Raw genomic sequence first — 24650 nt, forward strand, 5'->3', positions numbered from 1 at the left:
CACTTCATCTTTTTGTCGGCTCGTGGGGCTGGTCCTGTGCAGCAATGCGTCGATGGTTTACTTCGCTTTGGATTCGCTCCGTGTGGCAGTCGTCACGACGCTGGCCTGTTCGCTGCTGCTTCAGGCCGACTACTTCGGCTGCGTGCTCTTTTTCGCGGACGTCGATGATCTGTAGAACTGTTCATTCGCTCCGCAGAGGGCCGGCGAATCCAATCTCTTCCTAAGCCCGTTGGCCGTAATCGAAAGACACGAGGCCGGCGAGTTCGTGCTCAGCTGCCACAGTGCTAGCAAGGGAACGGAATCCAATCCCGGAGCAGATGGCGAGAGTTGAGCGAAGACTGCGGTCGGAGCTCCTGCGCTTCCGGGTCTCCAAGGGGACGACTGTGCGAACCGAAGGGACTTTGAAGCGTTGACGTGGCCGGCGTGCGGTAGGTTGGGCCAGCGACAGGGCTCCCAGCCGGCCTGTTCTGACTTCGCTTCCTTTGGCGAAATGTGGGTAACGGCGAGGGCCGCACTCTTCCCGGGCCGTCGACATTCCCGCCCTTTTGGTGCGTGCGCCGTTAGGCGCGACAATTCGGTGCCCGCGTGTAACTGCGCGCATTCGCCGAAGCTTAGACGTGGTGCATTCCCGCTCGCCCGTTTGGCGGACAGTTCCGGCCGTGCTTGTTTTGCCGGCCTAACGCCCGCCGCTCGTCACTGCCACACCCCTCTCCGGCAACGGCTCGGCGCATCGCGCAAGCCGGTTTAGCGATCAGGCCAGGCCCTTCGCGAGTTCCAACGCCTGCCGTTCGAAGAGGCGGCGGTAAATGCCACCATCGAGATTGATCAGGGCGGCATGATCGCCGTCCTCCATGATGCGGCCACGGTCGAAGACGAGCAGCCGATCGAGCGAGCGGACGGTCGACAGCCGGTGTGCGATGACGAGTGTGGTTCGACCCACCATCAACCGATCCACCGCTTGTTGAATGAGCACCTCGGATTCCGAATCGAGGCTCGATGTGGCCTCGTCCAGAATCAGGATCGGCGCGTTCGCGAGGAAGGCGCGCGCGATCGCCACGCGCTGGCGCTCGCCGCCGGAGAGCTTCAAACCCCTTTCGCCGACCAATGTCCCATAGCCCTTCGGCAGGGGCGCGATGAATTCGTGGGCACTTGCCAGCCGTGCCGCTTGCTCGATCTCGGCCTGGCTCGCGCCAGGCCGGCCATAGGCGATGTTCTCGGCAAGCGACCTGTGAAACAGGATCGGCTCCTGCTGCACGATCGCGATCTGCGAACGAAGGGACTCTTGGGTCACCTCGGAGACGTCCTGACCGTCTATCAGGATCCGGCCGCCGCTCAGGTCGTAGAGTCTCTGGATCAGCTTCACGAATGTTGTCTTGCCGGAACCGGAGGGTCCAACCAACCCAACCCTTTCGCCAGCTTCAATCGACAGCGAACATTCGCTATAGAGCGGCAGGGGATGGTTGGCGTAGCGGAAGTGGACGTTCTCGAAATCGATACGGCCGTTCGTGATCCGGATCGGCTTGGCCTCTGGACGATCGGCAACATCCACCTTCTGATTGTGGATGGCCACCAGTTCTTCCATATCATTAACCGAGTGCTGCACGTTGCGGACATGCATGCCGGCATCACGCAGATAGCCCTGCAGGACGATGAAGGACGTGAGAACATATGCTATCTCGCCCGGCGTTGCCTGTCCATGCGACCACAGAAGCAGGGCATATCCGACCACCGCCACCCTGAGCGCAACCAAAGTTACGCCTTGGGTTGAGCCGATGATCGTTCCGCGCACCCAGCTCCGGCGCGCGCGGTGCCGCCATTTCGTCATGATATTTGCAAGCCGCTCGTCTTCGCGAACCTCTGCGCCGAAGCCCTTGACCACAGCGTTGCAACTGACCGCGTCCGCAAGCGCGCCGCTGAGCCTTGTGTCCCATCGGTTGGCAAGGCTCGCCGCTGGCGCGACATAGCCGAGCGACAGCGAAATCGAAAACGCAAGGTAGACGAGAGAGCCGCAAGCAAAGATCACGCCCATGACCGGCCAGTGCCAGCCGAGCAGCACCGTCGAGCCGATCAAGATGACAAACGACGGGAGCAGCGTGACGAGTATCGTGCTGTTGAGGAGGTCGAGCGCCCACATGCCGCGCGTTATCTTGCGCACTGTCGAGCCGGCGAAGCTGTTTGCATGCCAGTCTGTCGAAAAACGCTGCACATGATGGAACGCTTCGGTCGCGACATCGGAAATCATTTTCAACACCAGGTCGTTCAGGCCAATTAAGGCGACGTGGCGCATGGCAATGGAACCGAGTGCCAATGCAATCGGTACAGAGAATGCTGCAACAGCTGAATCCGAAGCTGGTGCTGCCGCATTAGCAGCACGAGAAACAGCGTCGATGAGTCGGCCAGAATAGAGCGGCATCAACACGTCAGCCAGCGTGGAGGCGAGCATCGCGGTCATGATGATCGCGAGCCGGGCCGGCTGCCTGTTCCAGAGGCGAACAGTGAAGGCGAAAACGTCGCGACAAGTGGCGCCGCGCCCATGGACGGGGAAACGTCTCATAGTTTCCAAGCGGGCGCATCAACACGCTCGGTCCCAAAGACGATAAAAGACAAAACTGGAATTTCGACCTCCCCCATAACAGCATCAATTTTGGCGGGCAGCTCTTGCCGCCTCACGACGGTGAGTTCAAAAGTCGTGCCAACTGAGCGGGAACATCCGAAGGACAAATTCAGCAGGTTACCGAGCCTGGAGAAAGTCAGCCGCCATCCAGTCGAATACGATTGCTACGGCTGCTCAACTCGGGAGATTGGAAAAGAAGGTCGATGTATCGATTGAATTTTGAGCTTGTTCTTGCCTCGATCAAATAAGTACAGTTGCAATGCAGCTTTCTCAGGCCCGGCACTTAGGTGCTGATTTCAAAAGCGCGCCGCGAATACTTTCCTGCCCATATTCCGTCAATCGAATGCTCGACTGTCGGATTGTGCGCTCCCCGACACAGTGCTGTCGGTTCGCCTCCTGGGTACCTCCCCCGTCGATTGACGACCTGAAGGAGAAGCTTCGCTCGCAAGCTGGCACGACTCTTGAGGGTACTCCAGGTGGCGGAAGGAACTCCGGCTCGAGTCCCGTTGACTTCGGATGTTGCGAGGCTGGGTTGGAGCAAACTGTGCACCAATGAGAACGCAATGAAGGAGACATCATGGAACTCCGGCGGATTGCGGTGGAGTTAGACCTATTCCTCAAGATGACTGATGATGTCGCTCAATCCGAACAGTTGTTCGAACTGTTGTCTGCGTTTGCGCTGAATTTCGATTGCCCGTGGATTGCCTATGGGCCGCTCGCATCAGAGAGGGCTTTCAAGCCGAACCGAGAGGGTTCTGTGGTGATGTGGAATTATCCCGCTGAATGGCAGGAGCGCTACTCGAGAATGGGCTATGCCAAAATAGACCCCCTCATCAAGAAAGGTCGAAAGGAGGCGGGACCCTTTCGATGGAGCGAGGTGTATACTGATGAAAACATAACTGAAGATGGACGCCGCGTCTTGGACGAAGCAGCAACATTCGGCTTGAGGTCAGGCGTTACCGTCCCATTACATGGCCCTGGTGGCAGCTTTAGGTTTGTGAGTTTTGCTCAATCCTCGGACTGCGAATTGCAGAATAGAGCGATCACCTACCTGCAAATGGCCGCGCTGCGGTTTCATCGGATGGTTACGAAGTTCGACACTACGACTGCGTCGGAACGAGCTCATAACCTGTCTCCGAGAGAAATAGAGTGCATTGATTTGGTGTCACAAGGAAAATCATCTTGGGAAATAGGAACTATTTTAGGCAGATCACGAAATACGATAGATTTCCATTTAAAAAATGTAATGCGGAAGTTGGATGCGACCAGCAGAACGGTAGCTGTTGTAAAAGCTTTGAACCTTGGGATTATCGAACCGCCGTAGGTGCGCAGCTAGTTCTCCGCCCGTAGTAGCGCGCGTGATAGCCGAGACGCTCCGGCGTGCGCTCGCTCTTCGAAGCACCCAGCGCCTCGTCCATCTCGGCCTCGAGCACCTCCTGCATCACGGCGCGAATCACCTCGTGCAATCCATCCGGCTTCGAAAGCAAAATGTCGTTGACGCTGCTATGGCGGATTTATCTTCAGGCTTGGTCCTGGTGGCGATGCTGAGTTCGCTTCGCTGAGATTGGGCGGTCATGACAGGGTGGTGTTCAATGTCACCGATTCCTGGAAGAAACTACCATCCGTATTAAGCGACTGACGATGAGTGATGTGTGTCCAAAATCTGACAGCTGTCAGAAAACATGTCGGGTTCAATACAGCGGAGCGTCTTAGCTCTGTCGGGCTTTTCGAAGCCTATCTCGCAGTAACTGCGCGCCAGGCGCACTAGCTCGGCCTTTGCTGGTCGATGTGCGGCAATATAGTGTGAGGGCTGACCCGCATGAGAACACGGAACTCGCTCGATGAAGGATGATCGACGGCATCCAGAAAGCTTCTCTCCGGCGGGTTCGAGGGTGCTGCGCGCGCATCTCGGCGACGGGCCAGCGACCAACGGTTGAGGCTACATCTCCGGAGCGAGTGATGCCTCGAAAGATGCAATGCTGTCTCTGGTCCGACGCGCTGGAAGTTTGTGAAGGTCGGCCCGGCAAGTCGGTGAACCGGGCGGCTTAGGCTGCCAAAAAGGGTAGATGTCTGCGTTGCCTCGGTAGATCAGCAGGCGGTATCAGAAAGCCAAAGGCACACGCACACCATCGTGGCGCTTCGCAGGAAGTAGATGGGAGTAATCACCAGTGATTTTACCGGAACTTCGCTCAGCAAACACAGCCGGCAGGGTTTTGGAGATAACGACGACCACGGGATGCGTCGTAGGATGTTCATATTGTCCCCAGGACAAGTTCGCGGTCCGGCAAAGAAAAGTGTCTCATGCGAGTCATCTGGATCTTGAAGATTTCAAGCGGTGTCTGGCCCGCGTACCGACTTCCGTCGACATTGGTTTTGCGGGATACTCCGAACCTTGGCTCAATCCGGACTGTACCGAAATGGTGGAGCACGCCTTCGCCAAAGGCCATGGCATCAGGATTTTTACGACGCTGGTGGGAATGAACGGGCAGGACCTGCAACGATTGCAAGCCTTGCGCTTGGGCGTATTCGTGGTCCATGTTTTCGATGACGGCACCTACATGAACAGCCGCCTGGTCGGAGACAAGTATCGCGATCTGGTTCGTCAACTCGTCGACGCGGACATCCCCTTGATCCGATTCGTGGCCTTGGGCGAGCCCCACCCAGATATAGCCGACATTATTCCTACCGAAGCCCTGATAAAAGCGCGGCCGGTGAGCAGTAGGGGTGGAAGCGTCGACCCTAAGATCGTTGCACCACGTCAGCCAGTGGTCGGAGCCCTAACCTGCGTGGACGCACGACAGTATCGGAATGTTCTTCTTCCAAACGGCGACGTTACCCTGTGCTCTATGGATTTTGAACGGCGTCACGTATTGGGCAACCTTCTATATGAGGGTTACTCCGCTCTGTTTGAAAAGCCAGTTTTTCGCGAAATCGTCGACCGCATGAATGGAGCAGATGGTTTTCTGCTTTGCAGGATGTGTGAATTCGCCGACCCAAACGACCGGACCTGAGTGCATGCCGGCCGAGAGGGCGTGCCTGGCAGTGCGGATGGCCCCACGACAGATGCACCTGCCCGCGACGCCATCGTGTTTTCACGTTACGCCAGTATGTTCCTGTAGGCGCGGCAGTGGGTCTCGAGCATTTCGGAGACGAGCTCATCGAAAGGTCTTCGCCTTCCAACCGAGCTTGTCGGCCTGCCTAGCTTGAGGTAACGCCGATCACAGGTCAACCATCGGTCGGATGGAAACAGTGTTAGTCGATCCCGATCAGAGCTTGATTGCTTACTCACGGCTCACCTCGTCAACGCCTTCACCCTCCCGGACGATCTCCTTTTCGACTCGCCTGAAGGCAGCAGCCCAGCTGCGGCCGGGGATGGTTGCCGTCGCGGTAGTGGACGTTCTCGAAACCGATGCGGCCCTTCGCCAGCGCGTCTCCCGGTTGCTTCCGCCTGGCCTACGAACGGGCTTTCCGTCAAGGGGGTCCACGGCGGCCCCGCCCTCTTGATCCGGCGGCTCGGGCCAGTCATCGCGCAAGAGATCGGAATCCGCATTCTTCTCAAAGAGAGCGTGGCTTTCGCTGTGTCATCGGTCATCAAATAGTTTCTTGAATCAGGTTGGTGTCCGCAGCCCGAGGTTGAACGGCGAATATTGATGACCGCCGCGAAGCCGCTCGCTCGCTACGGCGCTATTGAGGGGGCGCGCTCGCGAGCGGCTTCGCTACCGCCGAGCTACACAACCTCTGGCGACGCGACCCTGCTAATCGTCCTTGGACTCATTCATTGTCCGGAGGCGCTATGGGTAGCGATGGGTGGGTACGTCAACTACCTGATGCCATAGTATCGGTGCTTTCGCGGAAGCTATAGAAGCCATCTTGTTGGAGCACATTCTCTGAAGGCATCCGAATGGAGGGCAACGCAACCCAACAATATTCGATGAGGATCCCGGCATCACCAGACCAACGAAAGCTTCGGTATTCTGCTTCAATGTTAAACGGCGAACATCTGCCGCAAACCACTAGCCATTAAACAGCTCTCTTCTTTGAACGACTATGTGCAGAGGACTTAATATGAACGGCGACGCTTTCACGGCTCATGAATCTAACGTTCGTCGTTATTGCCGGGCGTTCCCCACCGTCTTTACGAAGGCCCTTGGGGCGACGATCTGGGACGAGACGGGTAAGCCCTTTATCGATTTCCTGGTGGGTTCCGGCGCACTCAATTACGGGCACAACAATCCGGATATTATGGCGCCAGCGATTGAATATCTCGTCGGTGAGAACATTCTTCTGTCGCTTGATATGCATACGGCGGCAAAGCGTGACTTCATTGAAGGGTTCGTCGATTGGATCCTGAAACCCAGAGGCCTTTCGTACAAGATTCAGTTTCCTGGGCCGACCGGCACGAACGCCAACGAAGCGGCGCTCGCGCTGGCGCGAAAATGCACCGGCCGCTCGAGCGTCATGGCCTTTACGAATGCGTTTCACGGGATGTCGCTCGGCTCTCTGGCGGTGTCGGGTTCGGCCTCAACCAGGGAACAGGGAGGCGTTGCTCGCCACGATGTGATCCGTGTTCCCTATGACGGTTATCCGAGCCAAGCATTCGATTCCGTCAGCTACATCGACTGCATTTTGAGTGACCCGGGGAGCGGCATAGAAAAGCCTGCCGCAATCATTCTGGAGATCATCCAGGCAGAAGGCGGCATGAACGCCGCATCCACGGCTTGGCTCACGGAAATTCAGCGAATTTGCCGCACGCACGGCATTGTTTTTATCGTCGACGACATTCAGGCGGGTGCGGGCCGAACTGGCGATTTCTTCTCATTCGAGTCCGCGAAAATCGAACCGGATATTGTGTGTCTTTCTAAGTCGCTAAGCGGTTCAGGTAGTCCGTTGTCCATCGTTCTGATTCGACCCGACTTGGACATATGGAAGCCCGGAGAGCATAGCGGGACCTTCAGAGGCAACAATTTCGCCTTCGTGACGGCAGGAGCCATGTGCAAGATGTGGTCGGATAGGAAATTTACTGCAGGTGTCGAGCGGACAGCCCTCAGGCTGCAAACGCACCTCGATCGCTTGGTTGCGAAATTTCCAAGATACATCGAACAGAAGCGCGGCCGCGGTCTGATGGCCGGCTTGAAATGCCGTTCACCGGCACTTGTCGGCCGCGTGCACGATGTCGCATTCGAAAATGGCCTTCTTATCGAATCCTCGGGGCCAAATCGCGACGTTATCAAAGTCCTCCCGCCGATAACCATCACCGATGCCGAACTCGATCGTGGCATCACCATCCTTGACCACGCACTACAGGAGCAGGACAATGCCTAGTCAGATATCTCAAGTGCCAGCCATCTCCCCGGTTTCGATCAGAGAACGGATTGGCTCGATCAACACTGCGGAGATCATCTCGGTCCTGAAAGGTGAGCTCACCGCTCTGCACATCAAGCAAGCTTTCAGCACCGAAGTAGCCGAGAAGATCACCACGAACTTTGTTGGTAGTGCCGGTCTCAAGGAGCGTAACGATGGGGTGCCCGGACAATATGTCGGCGCATCACACTACAGGAAGGATGCAGCCACTTATTTTGCAGATGCGGAAGCTGCGCGACCTTACGTCAACGCCCTTTTTGGGAATTTGGTTGACCCAGTCCGAGCCGTATTCGGCGCGTTGAAGCGCGAGCTTCACAGCCAGGGTATCGAATTGCGGCTCGCCCGTTCGGAACGCGGCAAGGCCAATGTCTGTCGCGCCCTCAGTTGGACTGGCACAGGCATGTTTTCTTTGGCCCCCCACGACGATGTCGCTCAAGTCCTATGGGCTGGTAACGATTACGAGCTTTCTGCGGTGGCGCACAATACCGTCGCAGCGCTCAACTTTTATCCCAGTATGCCCGAGGAAGGTGGCAATCTTCGCCTCTGGAGCCATAAGCCGAACGTCGCCGACCGAAAGTCGCAGGATGTGGAGACAACAGGATATCCCTATTCGGCAGCCTATCTTGAAGCCGTTCCTTGCCGCGAGATCCAGCTCAAGGCCGGCGATATCGCCCTGATCGATGGCGGCTTCGTTCACGGGGTTACCGGTCAACCGGGCAACGGAAAGCGTCGCGTGCTGCTGAATTGCTTTTTCGGATTTGCGCGGCCTGATCTTGTTCTCTGGTGGACCTGAGGGGCTGCCGACAGCGGCCCACTGTTTTTGCCGACAGTGAAGTCATCAACTGCTTCATAGGATGCCCCTAGTCAAAGGCCCTTCGGACATCCGGCCGGGAAACTCATTCCTTGCAGATGAACTCGCAGGTCGTGGGGCCTTTGAGGGTCTTGGGCCTGTGACCTTGCCCCTCTGATCTAATCCGGGTTGAAATTCGCTCTGGCCATCCGGGAGGATCAGGGCAAGGAGCGCAGCCGCTTGTCTGAAGAGCACATCATCAGAGTTTTGAAGGAACATAAGGCCGGGTGTCGGTTGCCGATCTGTGCGCCGCCAAGCACGTGGTCAGCGACGCCTCGATTTACAACTGAAAGGCCCGCTTCGGTGGATGGATGCTCGAGCTCCGCAGGATGCGCGGCTGAAGCGGCTTCGCCATGTTCGACCATGCCTCATTGAAGGATCTTATGGGAAAGGATGTATGGTCTGCCCCGCTGATGCAAGGGTTCGTGACATCGTCGACGACGATTCCAGTCGCATAAATGTATCCTCTCGCGAGTGGACTGCTGTTGCAGCCGCGCACGCCGTTCCCAGAAATGGTTCGGGCACGAGCCCGTTTTTTTCACAGGGCTTATGGCATGCTGATCCACGGCTCCGGCTGGGTCCATGACTATTCCCGAGCCTTGCAATCAACCGCAAGCGTTAGGTGAAAGCAGGGTCCCTGCGTTCTGACGATACGCACCGTCTTGGCGGCAAAGGCAACAACGGCCTTGTTCGGGTGCATCCGGCTCTGAAGACCATCAAGCCAGCATTCAGCCGATCCCGGTGTTCGATCCAGATGACGGAAGCACGATCGCGCGCCATGAACGAGAAGTTTGCGAACATAGCGGTTCCCGTTGCTTGATCATACCGAGGAGCTTCGGCTTGCCCCGGTCGAGTGTTCCCGCGGGTTAAGGCCAGCCATGCGGGCAATTAGCGAGCCTTCTGGAACTGGCGCCCGCTGCCGCCGGCCGCCGGCCGTGGCTCCGAGTGCCAATTCCCGGAATCGTCATGAGCCGGCGGGCAACATCCTCTCGATCTGCGATCGCAGGGTCTCCCTCTGTCACCTCGCTGATACGCTGCTCCAACCGCCGCAGGTCCGCGGAAAGGTCCGTCTGCGCATTGCCGGCGAGAGATAATTCGACACGTCGTCGAGCACCTGCGATAGGTCCAGCTTGAACAGACCCGCTCCCTGTCCCAGTGCTATGCCGTACTCCAAGCAGAATGCTCGCATCTGGTTGATAAGACGCGTTCGCGTGAGGACCATCTGGTCGCGCACGCGATACGAAGCGTTGAGATCAGTTTGCTCCTCGGGGCAGACCGCATTGTCGGCCGCGTGCGGCTTCGGCGATGGCCTCGGCCTCGATGATGTCGCTTTTGTTCGACTGAACGCGGGCTTCGCAAACTGTGCCGGGATCAGGCGCACATTTGTGCCACAGCGCCTGTAGCTTCCTGACGATCCATTGTGATCCAGCGCAAGGTTCATTGCCACCACAGCAGGCGCCGCCCGCTCAAAAAACTCAGCAACGTATCGCGCCGGAAACGAATTCGCTGGACGGGCTCGCAGTCAGGGGCAACGTCACCTGCGGCGAAGTTGTAGACTGCGGGTTAAGTCGGCAAGATGCCGACGCAGGTTGGCCAGTTCGAACGGAATCAAATGGCTATTTGCGACTTGCGCCATCCTATTTTCTTGGTCCAAACCTTTTGCGCCGGACGGGCGGCTTCGATGGCGCGAGCAGTTCCCACGTCGCTTCTTGTCCCCCGGCGCTAGATCCCCGGTCGGTGGTTGGTGACGTTCAAATGTTCTTCCGTTAACGCACTGCGTACCACTCGCCCGCTATCATCGCCTTGTCGGCAGCATTGAGGGCTGCCTAAGCCTGGAAGAACTCGTATCAGAACTTTCGCGCGGTCAGACCTCCTGAGCACATGCGCGCAATGTTTCTTCGAGGATGTCGAGTGCTTCGGCAAATACTGAGTCCTCGATAGTGATCGGGGGGAGGAAGCGGATGACGTTTCCATAAACGCCGCAGATCAGGAGGATGAGGCCCCTCTCGAGCGCCTTCTCGCGGACACTATTCGTGAATTCTACACTAGGTTTTCTTGAGCCGGGGACCGTGAACTCGATCGCATTCATGAGACCCATACCACGGATGTCGGCGATCTGCGGAACGACATCCTTCAGCGATTGCAGCCGCCGTTTCAGGCGTACGCCGAGTTGTTCGGCGCGGTGGCACAAACCCTCTTCTTCGATCACGTCGAGGACAGCATTTCCCGCGGCGATGCCGATCGGGCTGCCACCATAAGTGCCACCTAGGCCGCCCGGTCCCGGTGCATCCATAATCTCGGCCCGACCGGTGACAGCTGCTATAGGAAATCCGCCGCCGAGACCCTTGGCCATGGTGGTGATGTCCGGAAAGACACCGAAGTGCTCCATGGCGAAGAGCTTACCGGTTCGGGCAAACCCGGTCTGTACTTCGTCTGCGATCAACAGGATGCCGTGTTTGTCAGCGATTGCGCGCAGCTGATCCATGAATGCACACGGCACTTCATAAAAGCCGCCTTCGCCCTGCACTGGCTCTACGATAAACGCAGCGACGCGGTCGGGATCAACATCAGCCTTGAAAAGCTTGTCGAGCACGGAGAGCGATTCGTTGATCGTGGTGCCATGGAACTCTATGGGGAATGGGACGTGGAAGACGTCGGGCACCATCGGCCCGAAACCGGCCTTGTAGGGCTGGACCTTCCCGGTCAACGTCATACCCATGAAGGTGCGGCCGTGGAAGGCGCCGGTGAAGGCGATGATCGCGCTGCGGTTTGTAGAGGCGCGGGCGATCTTGACGGCGTTCTCGACGGCTTCAGCGCCGGTTGTGACGAAGAGCGTTTTCTTTTTGAAGTTGCCAGGCACGGCGTCATTCAACCGTTCAGCGAGCCGGACGTAGTTCTCATAAGGCACGACCTGATGGCAAGTATGCGTGAAGCGGTCGAGTTGGTCTTTCACCGCTGCAACGACCTTTGGATGACGATGGCCGGTGTTGACTACTGCTATGCCTGCGGCGAAATCGATATAACGCCGTCCCTCCACGTTCCAGATTTCGGCATTGAGCGCCTTGTCGGCATAAACCTGTGTAGTCACGCCGACCCCGCGGGCGATCGCATCGGACCTGCGAGCCGCAATATCAGTATTCATAAAAAAAACCTCAAAAGTGATTGCGCAAACAAAGACGCCCCCGATATGCGATCATTCCGAGGATCATAACGCTTTCGACGGCGAGACGGTCCTGATCTGGATCAAGAGGCCCCCAAGATTCTGACGAACTGAGTCTCCTCTTGGGTGCTAGTCAGCTATTGGCCACCTTAGCAACGAAAGGACTGACACGCTCACCCTTGCTGCGAAAGATGCTCGTGAACGGCGAGCCATCGACCTTGTCAACTTCGGATTCAATCGTCCTCACGCTCAAGACTGCGCACTTTGATGCAGTGGCGGGGAATGGGGGGTCGCTAAATGAGTGGCCGATCTTTCTCAAACACGGTGCTCCTGCTGCAGCACTCTTCCACTCCTCTCCTGAAGCGAGCAAGTGGTATCCTGTTCGAGAGCGGCTTATGGAACATAAGGAGGCGCATCAGCTCCACTGCATATACTCCGAGCTCGCGCAGGAGCAAGCGTCTACGCTCTGATATTGTCGGGTTATCGACTGTGTCGGACATGAGCCACTCAGCGTCATCAGCGCGATCGCATTTTCTTAAATCATTTTCTCTTTGGCACGAGATATGCGGAGCTATTCGGAAACGCGCTGAGGCACGGACCGAGGAGACAATCACCCCATGATGACCGCTCGACCGATATGCGGTCTCCGCCGTGAAAACCGGGTCTCCCGAGCCGGCAAGCCGGCGGGCGGCCGGGTATTTCTCTTGCAGCGGCGGCGGACTTCTGAACCTGCGGCAAGAAGCGTCGGCTGGACGATTTGCTGCGGGAGCCTTTCTTCCGCCATGACAACGCCGGGTTGCTCGCGTCGGCTGCATATCCGTCCCTCGCTTCGGAAGCGCCAGACGGAGTGGTTCGAGAGGATGCAAGTAGCCTTCCCTCGCTTCGGCGGGTCCGACTGTACGAAGGCGCTGGTCGAACATCAAGATGCGGCGACGCTGGAGGTGGGGTTCAACATGCGGCTGCACACTATTTGGCCCCTACGCTGCGGGTTGTGCGCCTCTCCGGGCGTACGAAAGGGAGGGGCGAATGCGGGTCGGCTCCGTCAAGCACAATGCGATAGCCGGCCGCCAGTTCGAGAGCTGGACGGCCTTCGAGGCGCATCTGGACCGGTGGATGCGCGGATTGCCGATCAGCGTGTGCATGGCGCCTGACTTGAATGAGTGGGGGTCAATCCTCATCACCTCCAATCGCTGCGTTGTCGAATGGGGCGGTGCGTTTAGCGGTCCTGTGGTGGCAACCGCGATCCTTGATCGCTTGCTCGATTATTCCATAGTGATTCCCTTCGCGGTTACAGCTACCCGCTTCGTCAAAGCGTCGTTCCGGCCTATTGCAGAAGGCCGGAACGACGCTCAACACCAATTAAAACTGCAAACCAATGAGAGGGTGACCGTGCAAAACATGAGGAGGCGCCCATGCTCATCGCACGTCCCTCCTTCAATGCTGGGCGAAGGGTACTGAATGTTCATGTACCAGAAGAGGGGGCCAAACTGAAGAGCGCGTTAAGTTTGGTTGTGCCGCCCCCGTGTTGCTTCGACCCGGTTCACCCCACCGGCGCAGCAGTTCAGAGTGGGCACAAGTCGCTATTCGCAAACCGCTTGGAAGGTCAGCTCAGAGTGGCTGGTTAAAACGTTAGCCGAGGACGACACCAATGAACGGCGCCGAATTGCTTGTATCTGCACTTGAAAACGAGAACGTTCGGCAGATCTTCGGCGTTCCCGGAGAAGAGAATCTCGACGTTGTTGAAGCACTACGGCATTCCTCGATCAAACTAGTGGTGACGCGCCACGAGCAGGCGGCATCGTTCATGGCGGCTACGCATGGGCGGCTTACCGGAAAGCCCGGTGTCTGTCTGGCTACGCTCGGTCCCGGCGCGCTGAATCTCACGACGGGCGCAGCCTACGCCCTGCTCGGCGCGATGCCCATGATCATGATCACCGGGCAGAAGTGCATACGCAGCCGGACCCAGGCGCGATTCCAAATCGTGGACATGGTCTCGACCATGACGCCGCTGACCAAGATGGCGCGCCAGATTGTCGACCCAGCGACAATTCCGACCATCGTGAGTGAAGCCTTTCGGGTAGCGCAACAGGAGCGGCCAGGGCCGGTCCATCTCGAACTCCCGGAAGATATCGCAGCCGAGAAACTGGCCGTGGTCCCACCGATGGTGCCGCCCCATTTGATCAACCCGCCCGTTGCGGCCAAGGAGGCGTTGGATAGTGCGGCAGAGCTCATCCTGAAGGCCGAGCGGCCGCTGGTGATGTTGGGTGCAGCCGCAAACAGACCGCGCCTGACTGCGGAGCTGTCGGACTTCGTGAGGCGCCTGCAAATTCCGTTCTTCAACACGCAAATGGGTAAAGGCGCGGTATCGGGCGGGTCCCGACTGTACGTGGGCACGGCCGCTTTATCGGAGCGGGATTACGTGCATCGGGCAATCGATCGCGCCGATCTCGTCATCTCGATCGGCCATGACACCGTCGAAAAACCTCCTTTTCTGATGAGGCTGAAAGGGCCGGCCGTCCTCCATGTGGGTTATCTACCGGCGACGGTAGACGAGGTATTCTTCGCATGTGCAGAGGTGGTGGGCGATATTGGACCGAGCCTGAGATTGCTTGCCGACCGCCTCGAGGGAAGGCTGCCCAACGCCGGTGCGCTACTCGGGCTGCGTGAGGGGATCCTGACCAGGATCGCCGACCGGGCGAAGGAAAGCCGGTACCCCCTAACGCCGCAGCGAATCGTGCACGACGTGCGTCAGGTTATGCCTGAGGACGGAATCGTCTGCCTCGACAACGGAATGTACAAGATTTGGTTCGCTCGCAACTACCGCACCCGGGTAGCCAACACGCTTCTCCTCGATAATGCGCTCGCCACCATGGGCGCAGGGCTGCCTTCAGCAATCGTTGCCGCGATGCTCTGTCCGGAACGTCGCGTTCTCGCTATATGCGGCGACGGCGGCTTCATGATGAACTCGCAGGAACTGGAGACGGCGATCCGCCTCGGACATCGGCTGGTCGTGCTCATCCTACAGGACGACGCTTATGGGATGATCCGCTGGAAACAGGCTGTAAATAGCTACAGCGATTTCGGCATGACCTTCGGCAATCCCGATTTTGTCGCTTATGCCAAGGCCTACGGCATCGAAGGCAGACGAATCGAAGGCCCCAACGATCTCGCGCCGACGCTCGAAGCGGCATTTGCGGCGGGCGGTATCCATCTTATCAGCACGCCGGTGGATTATTCGGAAAACATGCGGGTCCTAGTCGACGAATTATCCAGTCAGAAAGACATCTGAGATCCTTTTTGATTGGGTCGTTGTCCCCAAGGTGCTCCTGCACTTTTTCGGACGTCCACGGGTCACTTGTTTCTCTTCGCCGTGGCGCTTGGGCGGCCACATGACGGGATCAGGGAGACGTCTCGATCTGGTTCACGACTGGTTTGGCAGGTTCAGGACACTCAACTAGGTGTTTAGATGGGGTATTCGGCTTTGTCCCACGTCTTGAACGGGTGTTTGAGGTGCTGCTTCGCGCTGATGATAAAACGTGGTCTGCGTGAACAGCCACAAGCATCAGGAAAGGAAGCGCAGCATGAGGCATTATCCCGGACTGGACGTCTCGGTGAAAGAGACGGCCGTCTGCATCGTGGATGAAGGAGGCCGCATTTGCCGAGAGATGAAGCTTGCGAGCCATCCGAACGATCTTGTTGAGGCGTTGAAGAACCCCGCCTGGAATCTGGCCCGGATCGGGCTTGAAGCTGGTCCCTTATCAAATGGTTGTTCAGTGGTCTGGCGGGAGCCGGACTACCTGCAATCTGCATCGTAACCCGTCATGCGAAGGCCTTTCTCAAGGCGCAGGTCAACAAGAGCGACCGCAACGATGCGCGCGGCATCGCGCAGATGATGCGGGTTAATTGTGTTCCGGCCGATGCACGTCAAGACGCTGATGAGCAGGAACGTCGGGCGCCTGTTGACAGCCCGCAAGTTGCTGCAGGAAAAGGCCATCGCAATTGAGAATGACATTCGAGGCCTGTTGCGTAACTTCGGTCTCAGGTTGGCATTGTCGGCGCTGCCAAATTTGGGGATCGCATCCAGGACCTTTCCGGCGACATCCCGGAGCTACGTGACATCATGGAGGTGTTGCTCGCCGCCCGGCAGAAACTTCGCGAGCAATTCAAGGGTGACACGGTTTGCGCGGTTGACGACCGTCCCTGGTGTCGGACTGACCTGTCGGACTGACCTGATGAGGTGGACGGCCTCCGCTCCCGGCATCGCAATGTGCCAAAGTGTGGCTGTCGAAAGTCACATGAGGGAGAGCCGTCCATGGAGAAGGTTAGCACAATCGGTCTGGATGTCGCCAAGCACGTGTTTCAGGTGCACGGCGTTGACGCGCAGGGCGCAGTGGTTGTCCGCCGGAAGTTGCGTCGCGACGATGTAGTCGCATTCTTTACGTCCTTGCCGGCGTGCTTGATCGGCATCGAAGCCTGCGCAACGAGCCATCACTGGGCTCGTGTCCTCACGGCTCTGGGGCATGAGGTTCGCCTGATGCCTGCGTCATACGTCAAGCCATACGTGGAGCGGCAGAAGAATGATGCTTCGGATGCCGAGGCAATCTGCGAGGCGGTCACGCGACCGACGATGCGCTTTGTTCCGACAAAGAGCGAGGAGCAGCAGAGCGTGTTGATGCTGCATCGCGTCCGCGAGCTTTTGATCCGGCAGCGGACAATGCTGGTGAACGCCTTGCGCGGCCACTTGGCGGAGTTGGGCATCATCACTCGTCAGGGTGCTACAGGGCTGAGCATGCTCGTCGCGTTGGTTGAGGACGAGGGGCACGACCTCATTCCCCCGCTTGCCCGATCGGCCCTCTTTCTTTTGGTACAGCAATTGCGTGAGGTGCACGAGAAGGTCGGTGAGCTGGACCGACAGATTCACATCTGGCATCGTTCGCACGAGTTGAGCCGTCGCTTCGAAACGATCCCCGGCATCGGTCCGATCACCGCCAGCGCAATCGTTGCGACCGTGACAGATGCTTCCCTGTTCAAATCCGGCCGGCAACTCGCGGCTTGGCTTGGCCTGGTGCCGCGACAGAACTCATCCGGAGGAAAGGATCGGCTCGGGCGGATCAGCAAGCAAGGCGATCCCTACATCCGTCGCCTTCTTGTTGTGGGAGCCCATGCCGTGCTTCGCTTCTGTCGTAAGGGCAAAGCGGCACCCACTCGCTGGGCTGCCGAGCTTCTGGCGAAAAAGCCGTACAACGTCGTTGCGGTGGCCTTGGCAAACAAGATGGCCCGGATCGTCTGGGCGTTGATGACTACGGGCAAGCGCTTCGCGGATTCACCGGCGTAGTGACGTAGTCGCAGAGGATGCGCAGAGGTTGGTGAGGTGCTGATGGTGTGATGACCGACGGTCGAACCGGGATCGGAAAAACCCGCTCAGTGGGTGCCGCTCAAAAAGCGCGTTGACCTGTCTGGGATCCGATCCGCGGACTTCATCAAGGCCAGCGGCATGAACAGGCCGCACTCAAAGGCCGAATACATGCCTGCACCCGACCAACCTGTCATCAATGTCAGAAAGCCCTTGCCACGCGGAGGCCGTCCATACATGCCACTGAAGTTTCATCCGGCTGCCGTTAGAGCCTCGGCGGGTTTTGCTGCGATACAGAGAGTTTGAACGCCTCGCTCCGGTGCGGCTGCAGGCCGAAGGCGGTCCAGATCCGGCGGATGTGGTATGCGACAGGATGTCGCCGCAGCCATAGAACGGATCGACGTGGGTGGCGTCCTTCAGCGTGGTGTTCAGCGCGCGCTCGATCACCTCGGCCACCTGTGTGTCCGACAGAGTGGCGCGGGCGTCCAGGGCGATACTCATCAGTGGGCCCTTCGATCCAGTCCTGCACGAAACGCCTGCGCCATTTGCCCACCGTGTCTTCATGCACCCCGAGCCGCTCGGCGACGTCCTTGCTCTGAAGACCCTCGGCGCAGAACAGGATCATCCGGCGCTGGTCCGAGAGCGAGGGCGCCGCCTTGTACCGTCGAACCTGGGCTTCGAGAAAGCGCTCCTCATCGCTCAGCGCCACCTTCGTCCGCCACCCTACCTGCCATCGCATCACCTCCCGACTGCTCGGATCAATGAGACGAATACAGTTCCGAATGGCTAGCGACATGCGGCTAATCTTATCGAGGCGGCGACCCCATTATAGACCCCGTCGCTCACCTGCTGTGAATTGTCCAACTATTCGGCGAGAACGTCTGTCAGCTGGCGCTAGCTGCGCCGCTCCAGGGGGGAAGGGACGCAGATTCTAATCTCCATCAGGGGTCGGAGAAGGCGTAATAGACCAATGGATCAAGTCGACGGCACTCTGAAGTATCGCCTCGGTCCCAGCACGGCAGGGTGAAACGGCCATTACATATCCGATAGAGTCTCGGTAATCTCCCTTCCTTACGATCAGCGTCTTGGGTTTGACGTACAACTTAACCTCGGCGACACCGGGTATAGCAGCCGCGCGACTGTCTCCGTCGATCCAATCGAGGATGCCATCGCGATCAGGAAGTAGGGCCCGCCACGCCGCAACATTCGAATGGCTTCTGTGCAAATTCCATTCGTCGCCGATGACAAGTTTGATGTGCTCGCTGGTGAGATCGATGCCGTAAGCCAGCTGAACCGAGAGAGGACCGCCGGAAAGACGCGGATTTACTTCGATGACGACTGGGCCACGCTTTGTCCACCGGAATTCAATATTCGTTGGCCCCCAGCCAAGGTCGAGAGCCCGCAAACAGCTCAACGAAAGATCGGCGATACGCTTGTGCTGGTCATCACTCAGCGGGGCTGGGCAGATGCACTGATGGAAGACGAAATGCGGTGGCGGGCCAAAGTCAGAGGCGACAATTCCAATGACCTCGTTTCCCATCATATGAGCGCAATAATAGGGGCCTTGTGCGAATTCTTCGACCAGTATCGGGGAAGACCGCGTGGGATCCCCGCCCAACAGATAGGTCGTATGTTCGGCCAGCTCTTCCACATTGCGGCACAATCGGACACCGATGCTGCCGCTGCCCACGGCTGGCTTAATAACCACCGGCAGCCCGATCTCCACTGCAAAGCTTTCAACCTCCGTCGCATTCGCTGCCAAGTGATAAGCAGGTATTGGAACGTCGGCCTCCGCGAGGAGCTGACGTTGAGTGTATTTGTCGCAGCATCGTTCAATCGATACGGGGTTCGGCCCCGGTAGATCGAAGTGCTGGCAGAGCTTGCCAACTGTCGCAGAGACCGACTCGTCATTGCCCGCAAAGCCCGTAATGCCAGCAATGTCATACGTCTCACTTAACCGGGAACATTCGCGGATCAGCGCATCAAGATTTTCGGTATCGACTCGGGTGGCCTCAAGCTTTTCCTCCGCAAGATAATCGTACTGAGCTGGATCGGTCGACAGGGTAATTGGATGAAGGCCAAGACGCTGGGCCGCTTTCGTGTATCGCAGGCCCGTGTCCCTTGAATGGCCTTCAATCAGAATAAGCGCTCTTTTTGCCATCGGCGTTGACCTCCATTGCGTGCTGTGCTGTGGTCCGAGCTTAACAGGCATCAGCTTTTGTAGCCGTGCGACCCCGGACATGTGGTAAGTAGCACGGTCAGCTATTTGCAGGCGCAAAGGTTCTGTAAATTCATTTCAAGGAACCGTTACACGACTGAATTGTGGGTTTCTCGGTGATGTTGCGGCACAGCAGGGCAAGGCCCGTGAGCCTGAGCTCGGCCTGAAACTGGGACCCTCAATTCCGTCGCGTCTTTCGGAGCTCCCCTCTTCGGGGGCAACCCCTACACCACGTTTCTGTGCGATGGATCGCGATAGAGCGCATAGCTGACAGAGCGCTTGGCGATGATGTGCTTCACATGCTTCTGACCGTTGCGCGGTGGTCGGTATAAGGATGCGGTCGCACAATCTTCTTGGACCAGTAGCTTTGGGTATTTGCCTGGGCCAGACTCTGGGCGAGATCGATGCGCCTCGCTAAGATCGCGGCGGTCGTAAACCATCTGGGTTCCGCGGCGCGATCAGCTGCGCGATCAGCTATTGTCGGCTTTGTCGAATACGAGACACTGTGTTTTTGTGCTGGGCTTTCTGCTGCACTCTCATTTGACGCTTTGATCGGCAGCCAGAACGGTCTTTTCTGTGCCCTTCTGCCCGGTTGGCACGACTTTTGAAGCTCGTTTGTCGCGAGGCGGCAGGGCTGCCGCCGATCTTCATATCGTGGACACCTGCGAACATCGACGAGTAGAAGGAAATCAGCATGTCAGGTCAGTCTCAGAACGTATCCTGTGGGAACGGAGGGATCGGTAAATCCACAGTCACCAGGATTCGCTCGCTGCTCCTCTCCGCTTCAGGCAGAACCGTCCGAATCATTTGCTGCGACGGCAAGGCCAGAGATCAGTGAGGTGGACAATGGCGCCAGCAGGTGCAATGCGCGGCAACATTCAGGGAAACAAGCATGATTTCACGGCAGCGTATAATCGCAGGTGGCCGCACGCCTATTTTCGCGCGCATCTGGCCTTAGATTATGTGATTTCAGATCGGGCCAAACCGGTCTTTGAAAGGATATTCGCCGAGTATCGACGTGTTCGAAACAAGACTAGTTTGAAAATAATCGACGTCGGTTGCTCCTATGGCATCAACGCTGCTTTACTGCGCACCGATCTCGATCTCGACGATTTGTATGCTGCCTATCTGAAATCCGGAGGATCGCTCTCGGGACGACAGGAGTTAGAGCATCGCGCTTTCTTTCGGGATCGCGGTCTCCGCGACGATATCCAGTTCGTCGGCGTGGATCCATCATTCCGGGCTGTCAGGTATGCGCAGACCCTGGGCCTGCTGGAGGTTGGAGTAACGGCAGACTTGGAAACACGTGATTTGAGCGTCAAGGAACGATGCGCCCTCGAGGATGCGGACATCCTCATCAGCACAGGCTGTGTGGGCTACGCCACCGAGCGAACCTTTGCGCGCGTGTATGACGCCTCGGCGACGTCACGCCCGTGGGTCGTCGCCTTCGTAATGCATCCCTTCAGTTATGACGACATCGCCGCGGCCCTTCGGGGCTTCGGGTTAGAAACTAAGCACCTAGACCAGTTCAGACAGCGCCAGCGCCGCTTCTCCACACTAGTGGAACGGCGCGCAATCTTGAAGGCTATGAGCAAACTCGGCATGGAAGACCGCCTAGAGCGCACGACCGGCTATATTTACGCGTCCTGCTACGTCTCCGCACCGCCAGGCGAAGCTGGCCTGCCCCTATCGGGTGATCCATGTTGAACGTTGGTGCATGCTTGGTCTTTGCGTACGGGTGGCCGGCGTAGCTGGTCCGGGTCTTGTTGTGTTGGCGACATTCTTCGATTCAGATCCGGGATTCCTAGAAGAATTCGCCCTCGAGCAGTTCGTCACGAACCTTCGAGTTGAAGCTCTCGCAATAGCGATTTCCCAGGAGTGCCGGGCATAATGTAGGCGGTTTTGACCCCGACAGCGGCGCCATCACGCGACGCCTGGTCATGAACTCTGGGCGTCATTGGATCGAACGTGGGCCGGGAATGCCGGAGGATGAACAGATCGGAGAGAAGTCGATCACGTCGACGGCCTTCAAGTGGTGACACGCTCTCTGACGACGGTGCCTTGTGAACTCATCGATCACATTGAGCATGCGCATTACCTTCCACTGCTGGTTCGATCCTCGACGAGTCGGAGGACCAGACATTTTAGGATACTCCAGCCGAAGCCGGATGGACAGATCGTCATTGAGTCACAGAGAGACGGCCACGTCTGGGTGCTTCTGAGAACCTTCAGCCCCTCACGCCGCCAGATCCGTTTGAGGTCACCTCCAGACGCAGAGCAGCATCACGGCGACGCGCGATAGGTGTAGCGGCCATATTGGCGGGCGAGCACGATGATGTCGGCGGTCAAAGCCACTTCATCGGAACCTCGGTCCATGGATTTATAAGCACCCGGCGCCCCCGTCATTGGGGAACTCCAAGTTCAGCAACAATATCCAACACGCACGCACGGCGACGGGCGGCGCCTGGAAGTTTCCCCGCGCAGCTTCCGCCAGGATCATCTTGTCCGGCGTCAGGTCGGAGCCGGCGTTCTCGGTCAAGTTCTTTCAGCCGCCTGACCTGATTCGCCTTCACCCCCCCCAAGGTCCGACCAGTGACGAAAGTAGGTAACTTCCGTCACCTATCGTTGGGTTCGCCTCTGCAATCGATTTGCCCTGCAAAATTAGAACTCAACCTGCTGCAGCTTCGTGCCGATCTCGCCCGCATGTCTCTTTCTGGCCAGTTCTTCACTCATGCATCGGCTAGAAAGCAATACCTAAGGGAAGACCTCTCAGACACAGGACAGCGCGGTCGAAGCCTGAACCATGACGAACTCGTCGATGGCCATGACATGGCAGCTTCGAGTGAACTAGTTGAACCCACTCAAGCGGTCGCCCCTCTGCGCGACGACCTGCAATGCGATCGCAGGAACCATCTGCGCAGTGCACTAGGCTAACACTCCGTGTATCCATTAGTGGTCTGCCCCGGCGAACTTAGCGTGCAGCGACGCCGCGGCGAAGTGAAACAGCTTCGCGGCGCCTGTTATTCCATATAGGCGATCCGCAGATGCCGGCTCCGTGGGTGACATCGCAATCGGGAGTTTCATCGCGACCATACGTTCGAGTGGCATGATAGACGAACGCGGCCATTCAATGTTCCATGTGTCTCGCGTTCACTCACGTCCGATGAAAACGCCTGTGTTCGCAAGCCGACACGCTGAGGTACACGTATTCCGCCAATGCTACGCGAACCACACGGTTTTCCCTCTTTCTCGCACAGGTTTTGGTGGCACGCCGATTGCATGGAAACGATGAAGGCACCAAGTGCCGGACATAGCTGTTCACCTCGATCAGCTAATCTGAACGGTTAAATGCAACATAAAGACATCGAAGGAGTAGGTCATGCGAGTAGCCGTCGTGTGGAATCATGATCATACGGGCGTGATCAACCGGTTCGGTCACCCTTGTCAGGAGGAATACGGCCGCGAGATGGTGGAACGGATGGTGGCGGCGCTGCAAGGGCGCGGCCACGAGACACTGCTGTGCGAAGGCGATAAAGGACTACTCGCCACGCTCGAGCGGTTCATGCCACCTGATCCGCAAGCCCGCCCCTCCGGAATGGTCTTCAACATGGCCGCCGGAATACAAGGCGAGTGCCGTCTCACGCACGTTCCGGCTATGCTCGAGATGGCCGGCGTCCCATACACTGGATCGAGCCCGCTCGGGCATGGGGTGGCGCTCGACAAAGCTATCACCAAAAGACTCATCCGGGATCGCGGTGTGCCGACACCGAACTTCCGCGTGATGCGTACCGGCACTGAGAGCACCGAAGGTATTCGATTCCCAGTGGTAGTGAAGCCGCGCCACGAATCCCTCAGCTGCGGATTGCAGCTCGTGCATGAACCTGCTGAGTTGAGACGCGCCGTGGAAGGTATTGTCACGCAATATGAACAGGATGTCCTCGTGGAAGAATACATTGAGGGGCGAGAAATATACGTCGCACTGCTGGGAAATGGAGAACCCGAGGTGCTGCCTCTGATTGAGCTGGACTTCGGCGACCGTGAAACGCGTCTTGTGACTTGGGAAGACAAGCAGCACATGGCTGTCGCGGCGCCGCAGACCATTTGCCCGGCGCGAATCGATAGTAAGCTTGCGACGGCGCTGCGGGATATTTCGGTTGCGACCTTCCGTGCCTGCCAATGCCGGGACTATGCCCGCGTTGACCTCCGGATCGACCGGTCCGGCCGGCCTTTTGTGTTGGAGATCAACTCCATGCCGGCGCTCGGCGCGAACAGCTTTTATCCCCTGGTCGCGAGGGCCGCCGGACACAGCTTTCCTAGTTTGGTTAATCGCATGCTCGACATCGCCTACACGCGGTACTTCGGAGTCGGCATTCCCCAAGGCTGACGCCCGTCGAGTCGCGACCGCCGGGTGCAGCGTCGGTGACGAAGGCGACATAGAGAAAGCCGGCTCAGATCGCCGCATATCCGACACCCAAATTCAGGCGCCGGCGCTGGCGGTTGGCGTGATCCAGCGGGCAGGCGCGGCTTGTCGCTTTTGGCAATCTCCGCCGGCTTGATGGTCGACAAAGGCAATCAGCGTTTGAATGGCGTTCGAGCCCGTAAGCGGAAGCCTTAGGCAAGATCTCATTGGCTTGCCGAAACTGGCGGTTATCCGCCCTCCGCGAGCTTCTCCGCACCCGCGCGTGGGGTAAGCACATCGCTGTCCACATCCGCCCCTCCTCACCCAGTCCTTGAGCGTCTGCACCATGTAGCCGATTTTGGCCGCGATTGACGACATGGTCGCTCTCAGCGTGACTGGGGAGGTCCCCTCGTGATCCAAACCACCCGAACCGCGCTGGCCGGACCTCGGTTGAAATCGATTTGTTGTTTGATTGGCTCCTGCTTCTCAAAAGTTGGAGCGCCCCGCACGCGGCGCGGTTCATGGGAAATCCGCCGGCTTTCATCGAAAAGTAGCTGACGATGCCTACGACTGGTCGCATGTGCTTTGCCATCTTGAATGGAGTGCTTATATACGCGAGAAGAGCTTGCGCTCCATGGTGGTCAGGCGTTCCGGGCCTTTTTCCGTCACCAGCACCGTCTCGCTGAAGCCCATCC

13 protein-coding genes and 5 pseudogenes are annotated in these 24650 nt (G+C 58.0%); 12 read left to right on the forward strand and 6 right to left on the reverse strand.

Features of this window, described 5'->3' with window-relative positions:
* The first annotated feature begins 52 nt into the window (after window positions 1-52).
* A complete protein-coding gene (locus EN874_RS29205; protein WP_127230881.1) occupies window positions 53-175 on the forward strand; it encodes an exopolysaccharide production repressor protein in 123 nt (40 codons plus the stop codon).
* Between the two features lie 576 nt (window positions 176-751).
* Here the strand turns inward: EN874_RS29205 and EN874_RS29210 are convergent.
* Window positions 752-2554 carry an ABC transporter ATP-binding protein gene (locus EN874_RS29210; RefSeq protein WP_126097331.1) on the reverse strand — a complete coding sequence of 601 codons (1803 nt, stop codon included), beginning with the start codon at window positions 2552-2554 and terminating at the stop codon, window positions 752-754.
* A gap of 637 nt (window positions 2555-3191) precedes the next feature.
* On the opposite strand from EN874_RS29210, the gene EN874_RS29215 reads away from it, so the two are divergent.
* Window positions 3192-3938, forward strand: a complete 747-nt coding sequence (locus EN874_RS29215) for a LuxR family transcriptional regulator (protein WP_126097332.1) — start codon at window positions 3192-3194, stop codon at window positions 3936-3938.
* Between the two features lie 16 nt (window positions 3939-3954).
* On the opposite strand, the pseudogene EN874_RS29220 reads toward EN874_RS29215, so the two are convergent.
* A pseudogene (locus EN874_RS29220) lies at window positions 3955-4190 on the reverse strand (transposase); the annotation flags it as partial.
* A 718-nt stretch (window positions 4191-4908) separates the two neighbouring features.
* On the opposite strand from EN874_RS29220, the gene EN874_RS29225 reads away from it, so the two are divergent.
* The 3 genes from EN874_RS29225 (at window position 4909) to EN874_RS29235 (ending at window position 8768) form a co-directional block, all read left to right on the forward strand.
* Window positions 4909-5625: an SPASM domain-containing protein gene (locus EN874_RS29225; RefSeq protein ID WP_224571099.1), complete on the forward strand. Its 717-nt coding sequence runs from the start codon at window positions 4909-4911 to the stop codon at window positions 5623-5625.
* Between the two features lie 1054 nt (window positions 5626-6679).
* The gene (gene ectB, locus EN874_RS29230; RefSeq protein ID WP_126097333.1) at window positions 6680-7936 is read left to right on the forward strand and encodes a diaminobutyrate--2-oxoglutarate transaminase; all 1257 of its coding nucleotides are present in this window, start codon (window positions 6680-6682) and stop codon (window positions 7934-7936) included.
* A complete protein-coding gene (locus EN874_RS29235; RefSeq protein WP_126097334.1) occupies window positions 7929-8768 on the forward strand; it encodes a hypothetical protein in 840 nt (279 codons plus the stop codon). The genes ectB and EN874_RS29235 overlap by 8 nt, the downstream gene beginning before the upstream one ends.
* A gap of 1921 nt (window positions 8769-10689) precedes the next feature.
* Here EN874_RS29235 and EN874_RS29245 read toward each other — a convergent pair.
* Window positions 10690-11967 carry a 4-aminobutyrate--2-oxoglutarate transaminase gene (locus EN874_RS29245; RefSeq protein WP_126097335.1) on the reverse strand — a complete coding sequence of 426 codons (1278 nt, stop codon included), beginning with the start codon at window positions 11965-11967 and terminating at the stop codon, window positions 10690-10692.
* Window positions 11968-12779: 812 nt separating this feature from the next.
* Between EN874_RS29245 and EN874_RS34600 the strand changes: the two are divergent.
* The 5 genes and pseudogenes from EN874_RS34600 to EN874_RS29265 form a co-directional block, all read left to right on the forward strand.
* Window positions 12780-13130, forward strand: a pseudogene (locus tag EN874_RS34600) (IS21 family transposase); the annotation flags it as partial.
* Window positions 13126-13443 (forward strand): ATP-binding protein, encoded by a 318-nt coding sequence (locus EN874_RS34885; protein WP_281015805.1) that lies wholly within the window; start codon window positions 13126-13128, stop codon window positions 13441-13443. The pseudogene EN874_RS34600 and the gene EN874_RS34885, both read left to right, overlap by 5 nt.
* A gap of 190 nt (window positions 13444-13633) precedes the next feature.
* Window positions 13634-15274 carry an acetolactate synthase large subunit gene (locus EN874_RS29255; RefSeq protein ID WP_126097336.1) on the forward strand — a complete coding sequence of 547 codons (1641 nt, stop codon included), beginning with the start codon at window positions 13634-13636 and terminating at the stop codon, window positions 15272-15274.
* A 292-nt stretch (window positions 15275-15566) separates the two neighbouring features.
* A pseudogene (locus tag EN874_RS29260) lies at window positions 15567-16196 on the forward strand (transposase); the annotation flags it as partial.
* Window positions 16197-16297: 101 nt separating this feature from the next.
* Window positions 16298-17320: an IS110 family transposase gene (locus tag EN874_RS29265; RefSeq protein ID WP_126097337.1), complete on the forward strand. Its 1023-nt coding sequence runs from the start codon at window positions 16298-16300 to the stop codon at window positions 17318-17320.
* A 313-nt stretch (window positions 17321-17633) separates the two neighbouring features.
* On the opposite strand, the pseudogene EN874_RS29270 reads toward EN874_RS29265, so the two are convergent.
* The 3 genes and pseudogenes from EN874_RS29270 to EN874_RS29280 all read right to left on the reverse strand — a co-directional run.
* Window positions 17634-18077: pseudogene (locus EN874_RS29270) on the reverse strand (helix-turn-helix domain-containing protein); the annotation flags it as partial.
* Window positions 18078-18269: 192 nt separating this feature from the next.
* Entirely contained in the window at window positions 18270-19499 is a 1230-nt protein-coding gene (locus tag EN874_RS29275; protein ID WP_126097338.1) for an acetyl-CoA carboxylase biotin carboxylase subunit family protein, read from the reverse strand.
* A 1706-nt stretch (window positions 19500-21205) separates the two neighbouring features.
* Window positions 21206-22224, reverse strand: a pseudogene (locus EN874_RS29280) (integrase core domain-containing protein); the annotation flags it as partial.
* Window positions 22225-22935: 711 nt separating this feature from the next.
* Between EN874_RS29280 and EN874_RS29285 the strand changes: the two are divergent.
* Both EN874_RS29285 and EN874_RS34085 read left to right on the forward strand, forming a co-directional pair.
* Entirely contained in the window at window positions 22936-23940 is a 1005-nt protein-coding gene (locus tag EN874_RS29285; protein WP_126097339.1) for an ATP-grasp domain-containing protein, read from the forward strand.
* Window positions 23941-24427: 487 nt separating this feature from the next.
* On the forward strand, window positions 24428-24650 hold a 223-nt coding region (locus EN874_RS34085), incomplete at its 3' end, for a hypothetical protein (RefSeq protein ID WP_210212877.1).

Source organism: Mesorhizobium sp. M1D.F.Ca.ET.231.01.1.1, assembly GCF_003999155.2.
Taxonomy (GTDB): domain Bacteria; phylum Pseudomonadota; class Alphaproteobacteria; order Rhizobiales; family Rhizobiaceae; genus Mesorhizobium.

Bases quoted from the DNA above. Each gene is read 5' to 3' on its own strand.
- EN874_RS29205 (WP_127230881.1), top strand. From the start codon at position 53: ATGGTTTACTTCGCTTTGGATTCGCTCCGTGTGGCAGTCGTCACGACG.
- EN874_RS29210 (WP_126097331.1), bottom strand. From the start codon at position 2,554: ATGAGACGTTTCCCCGTCCATGGGCGCGGCGCCACTTGTCGCGACGTT.
- EN874_RS29215 (WP_126097332.1), top strand. From the start codon at position 3,192: ATGGAACTCCGGCGGATTGCGGTGGAGTTAGACCTATTCCTCAAGATG.
- ectB (WP_126097333.1), top strand. From the start codon at position 6,680: ATGAACGGCGACGCTTTCACGGCTCATGAATCTAACGTTCGTCGTTAT.
- EN874_RS29235 (WP_126097334.1), top strand. From the start codon at position 7,929: ATGCCTAGTCAGATATCTCAAGTGCCAGCCATCTCCCCGGTTTCGATC.
- EN874_RS29245 (WP_126097335.1), bottom strand. From the start codon at position 11,967: ATGAATACTGATATTGCGGCTCGCAGGTCCGATGCGATCGCCCGCGGG.
- EN874_RS34885 (WP_281015805.1), top strand. From the start codon at position 13,126: ATGGCGCCTGACTTGAATGAGTGGGGGTCAATCCTCATCACCTCCAAT.
- EN874_RS29255 (WP_126097336.1), top strand. From the start codon at position 13,634: ATGAACGGCGCCGAATTGCTTGTATCTGCACTTGAAAACGAGAACGTT.
- EN874_RS29265 (WP_126097337.1), top strand. From the start codon at position 16,298: ATGGAGAAGGTTAGCACAATCGGTCTGGATGTCGCCAAGCACGTGTTT.
- EN874_RS29275 (WP_126097338.1), bottom strand. From the start codon at position 19,499: ATGGCAAAAAGAGCGCTTATTCTGATTGAAGGCCATTCAAGGGACACG.
- EN874_RS29285 (WP_126097339.1), top strand. From the start codon at position 22,936: ATGCGAGTAGCCGTCGTGTGGAATCATGATCATACGGGCGTGATCAAC.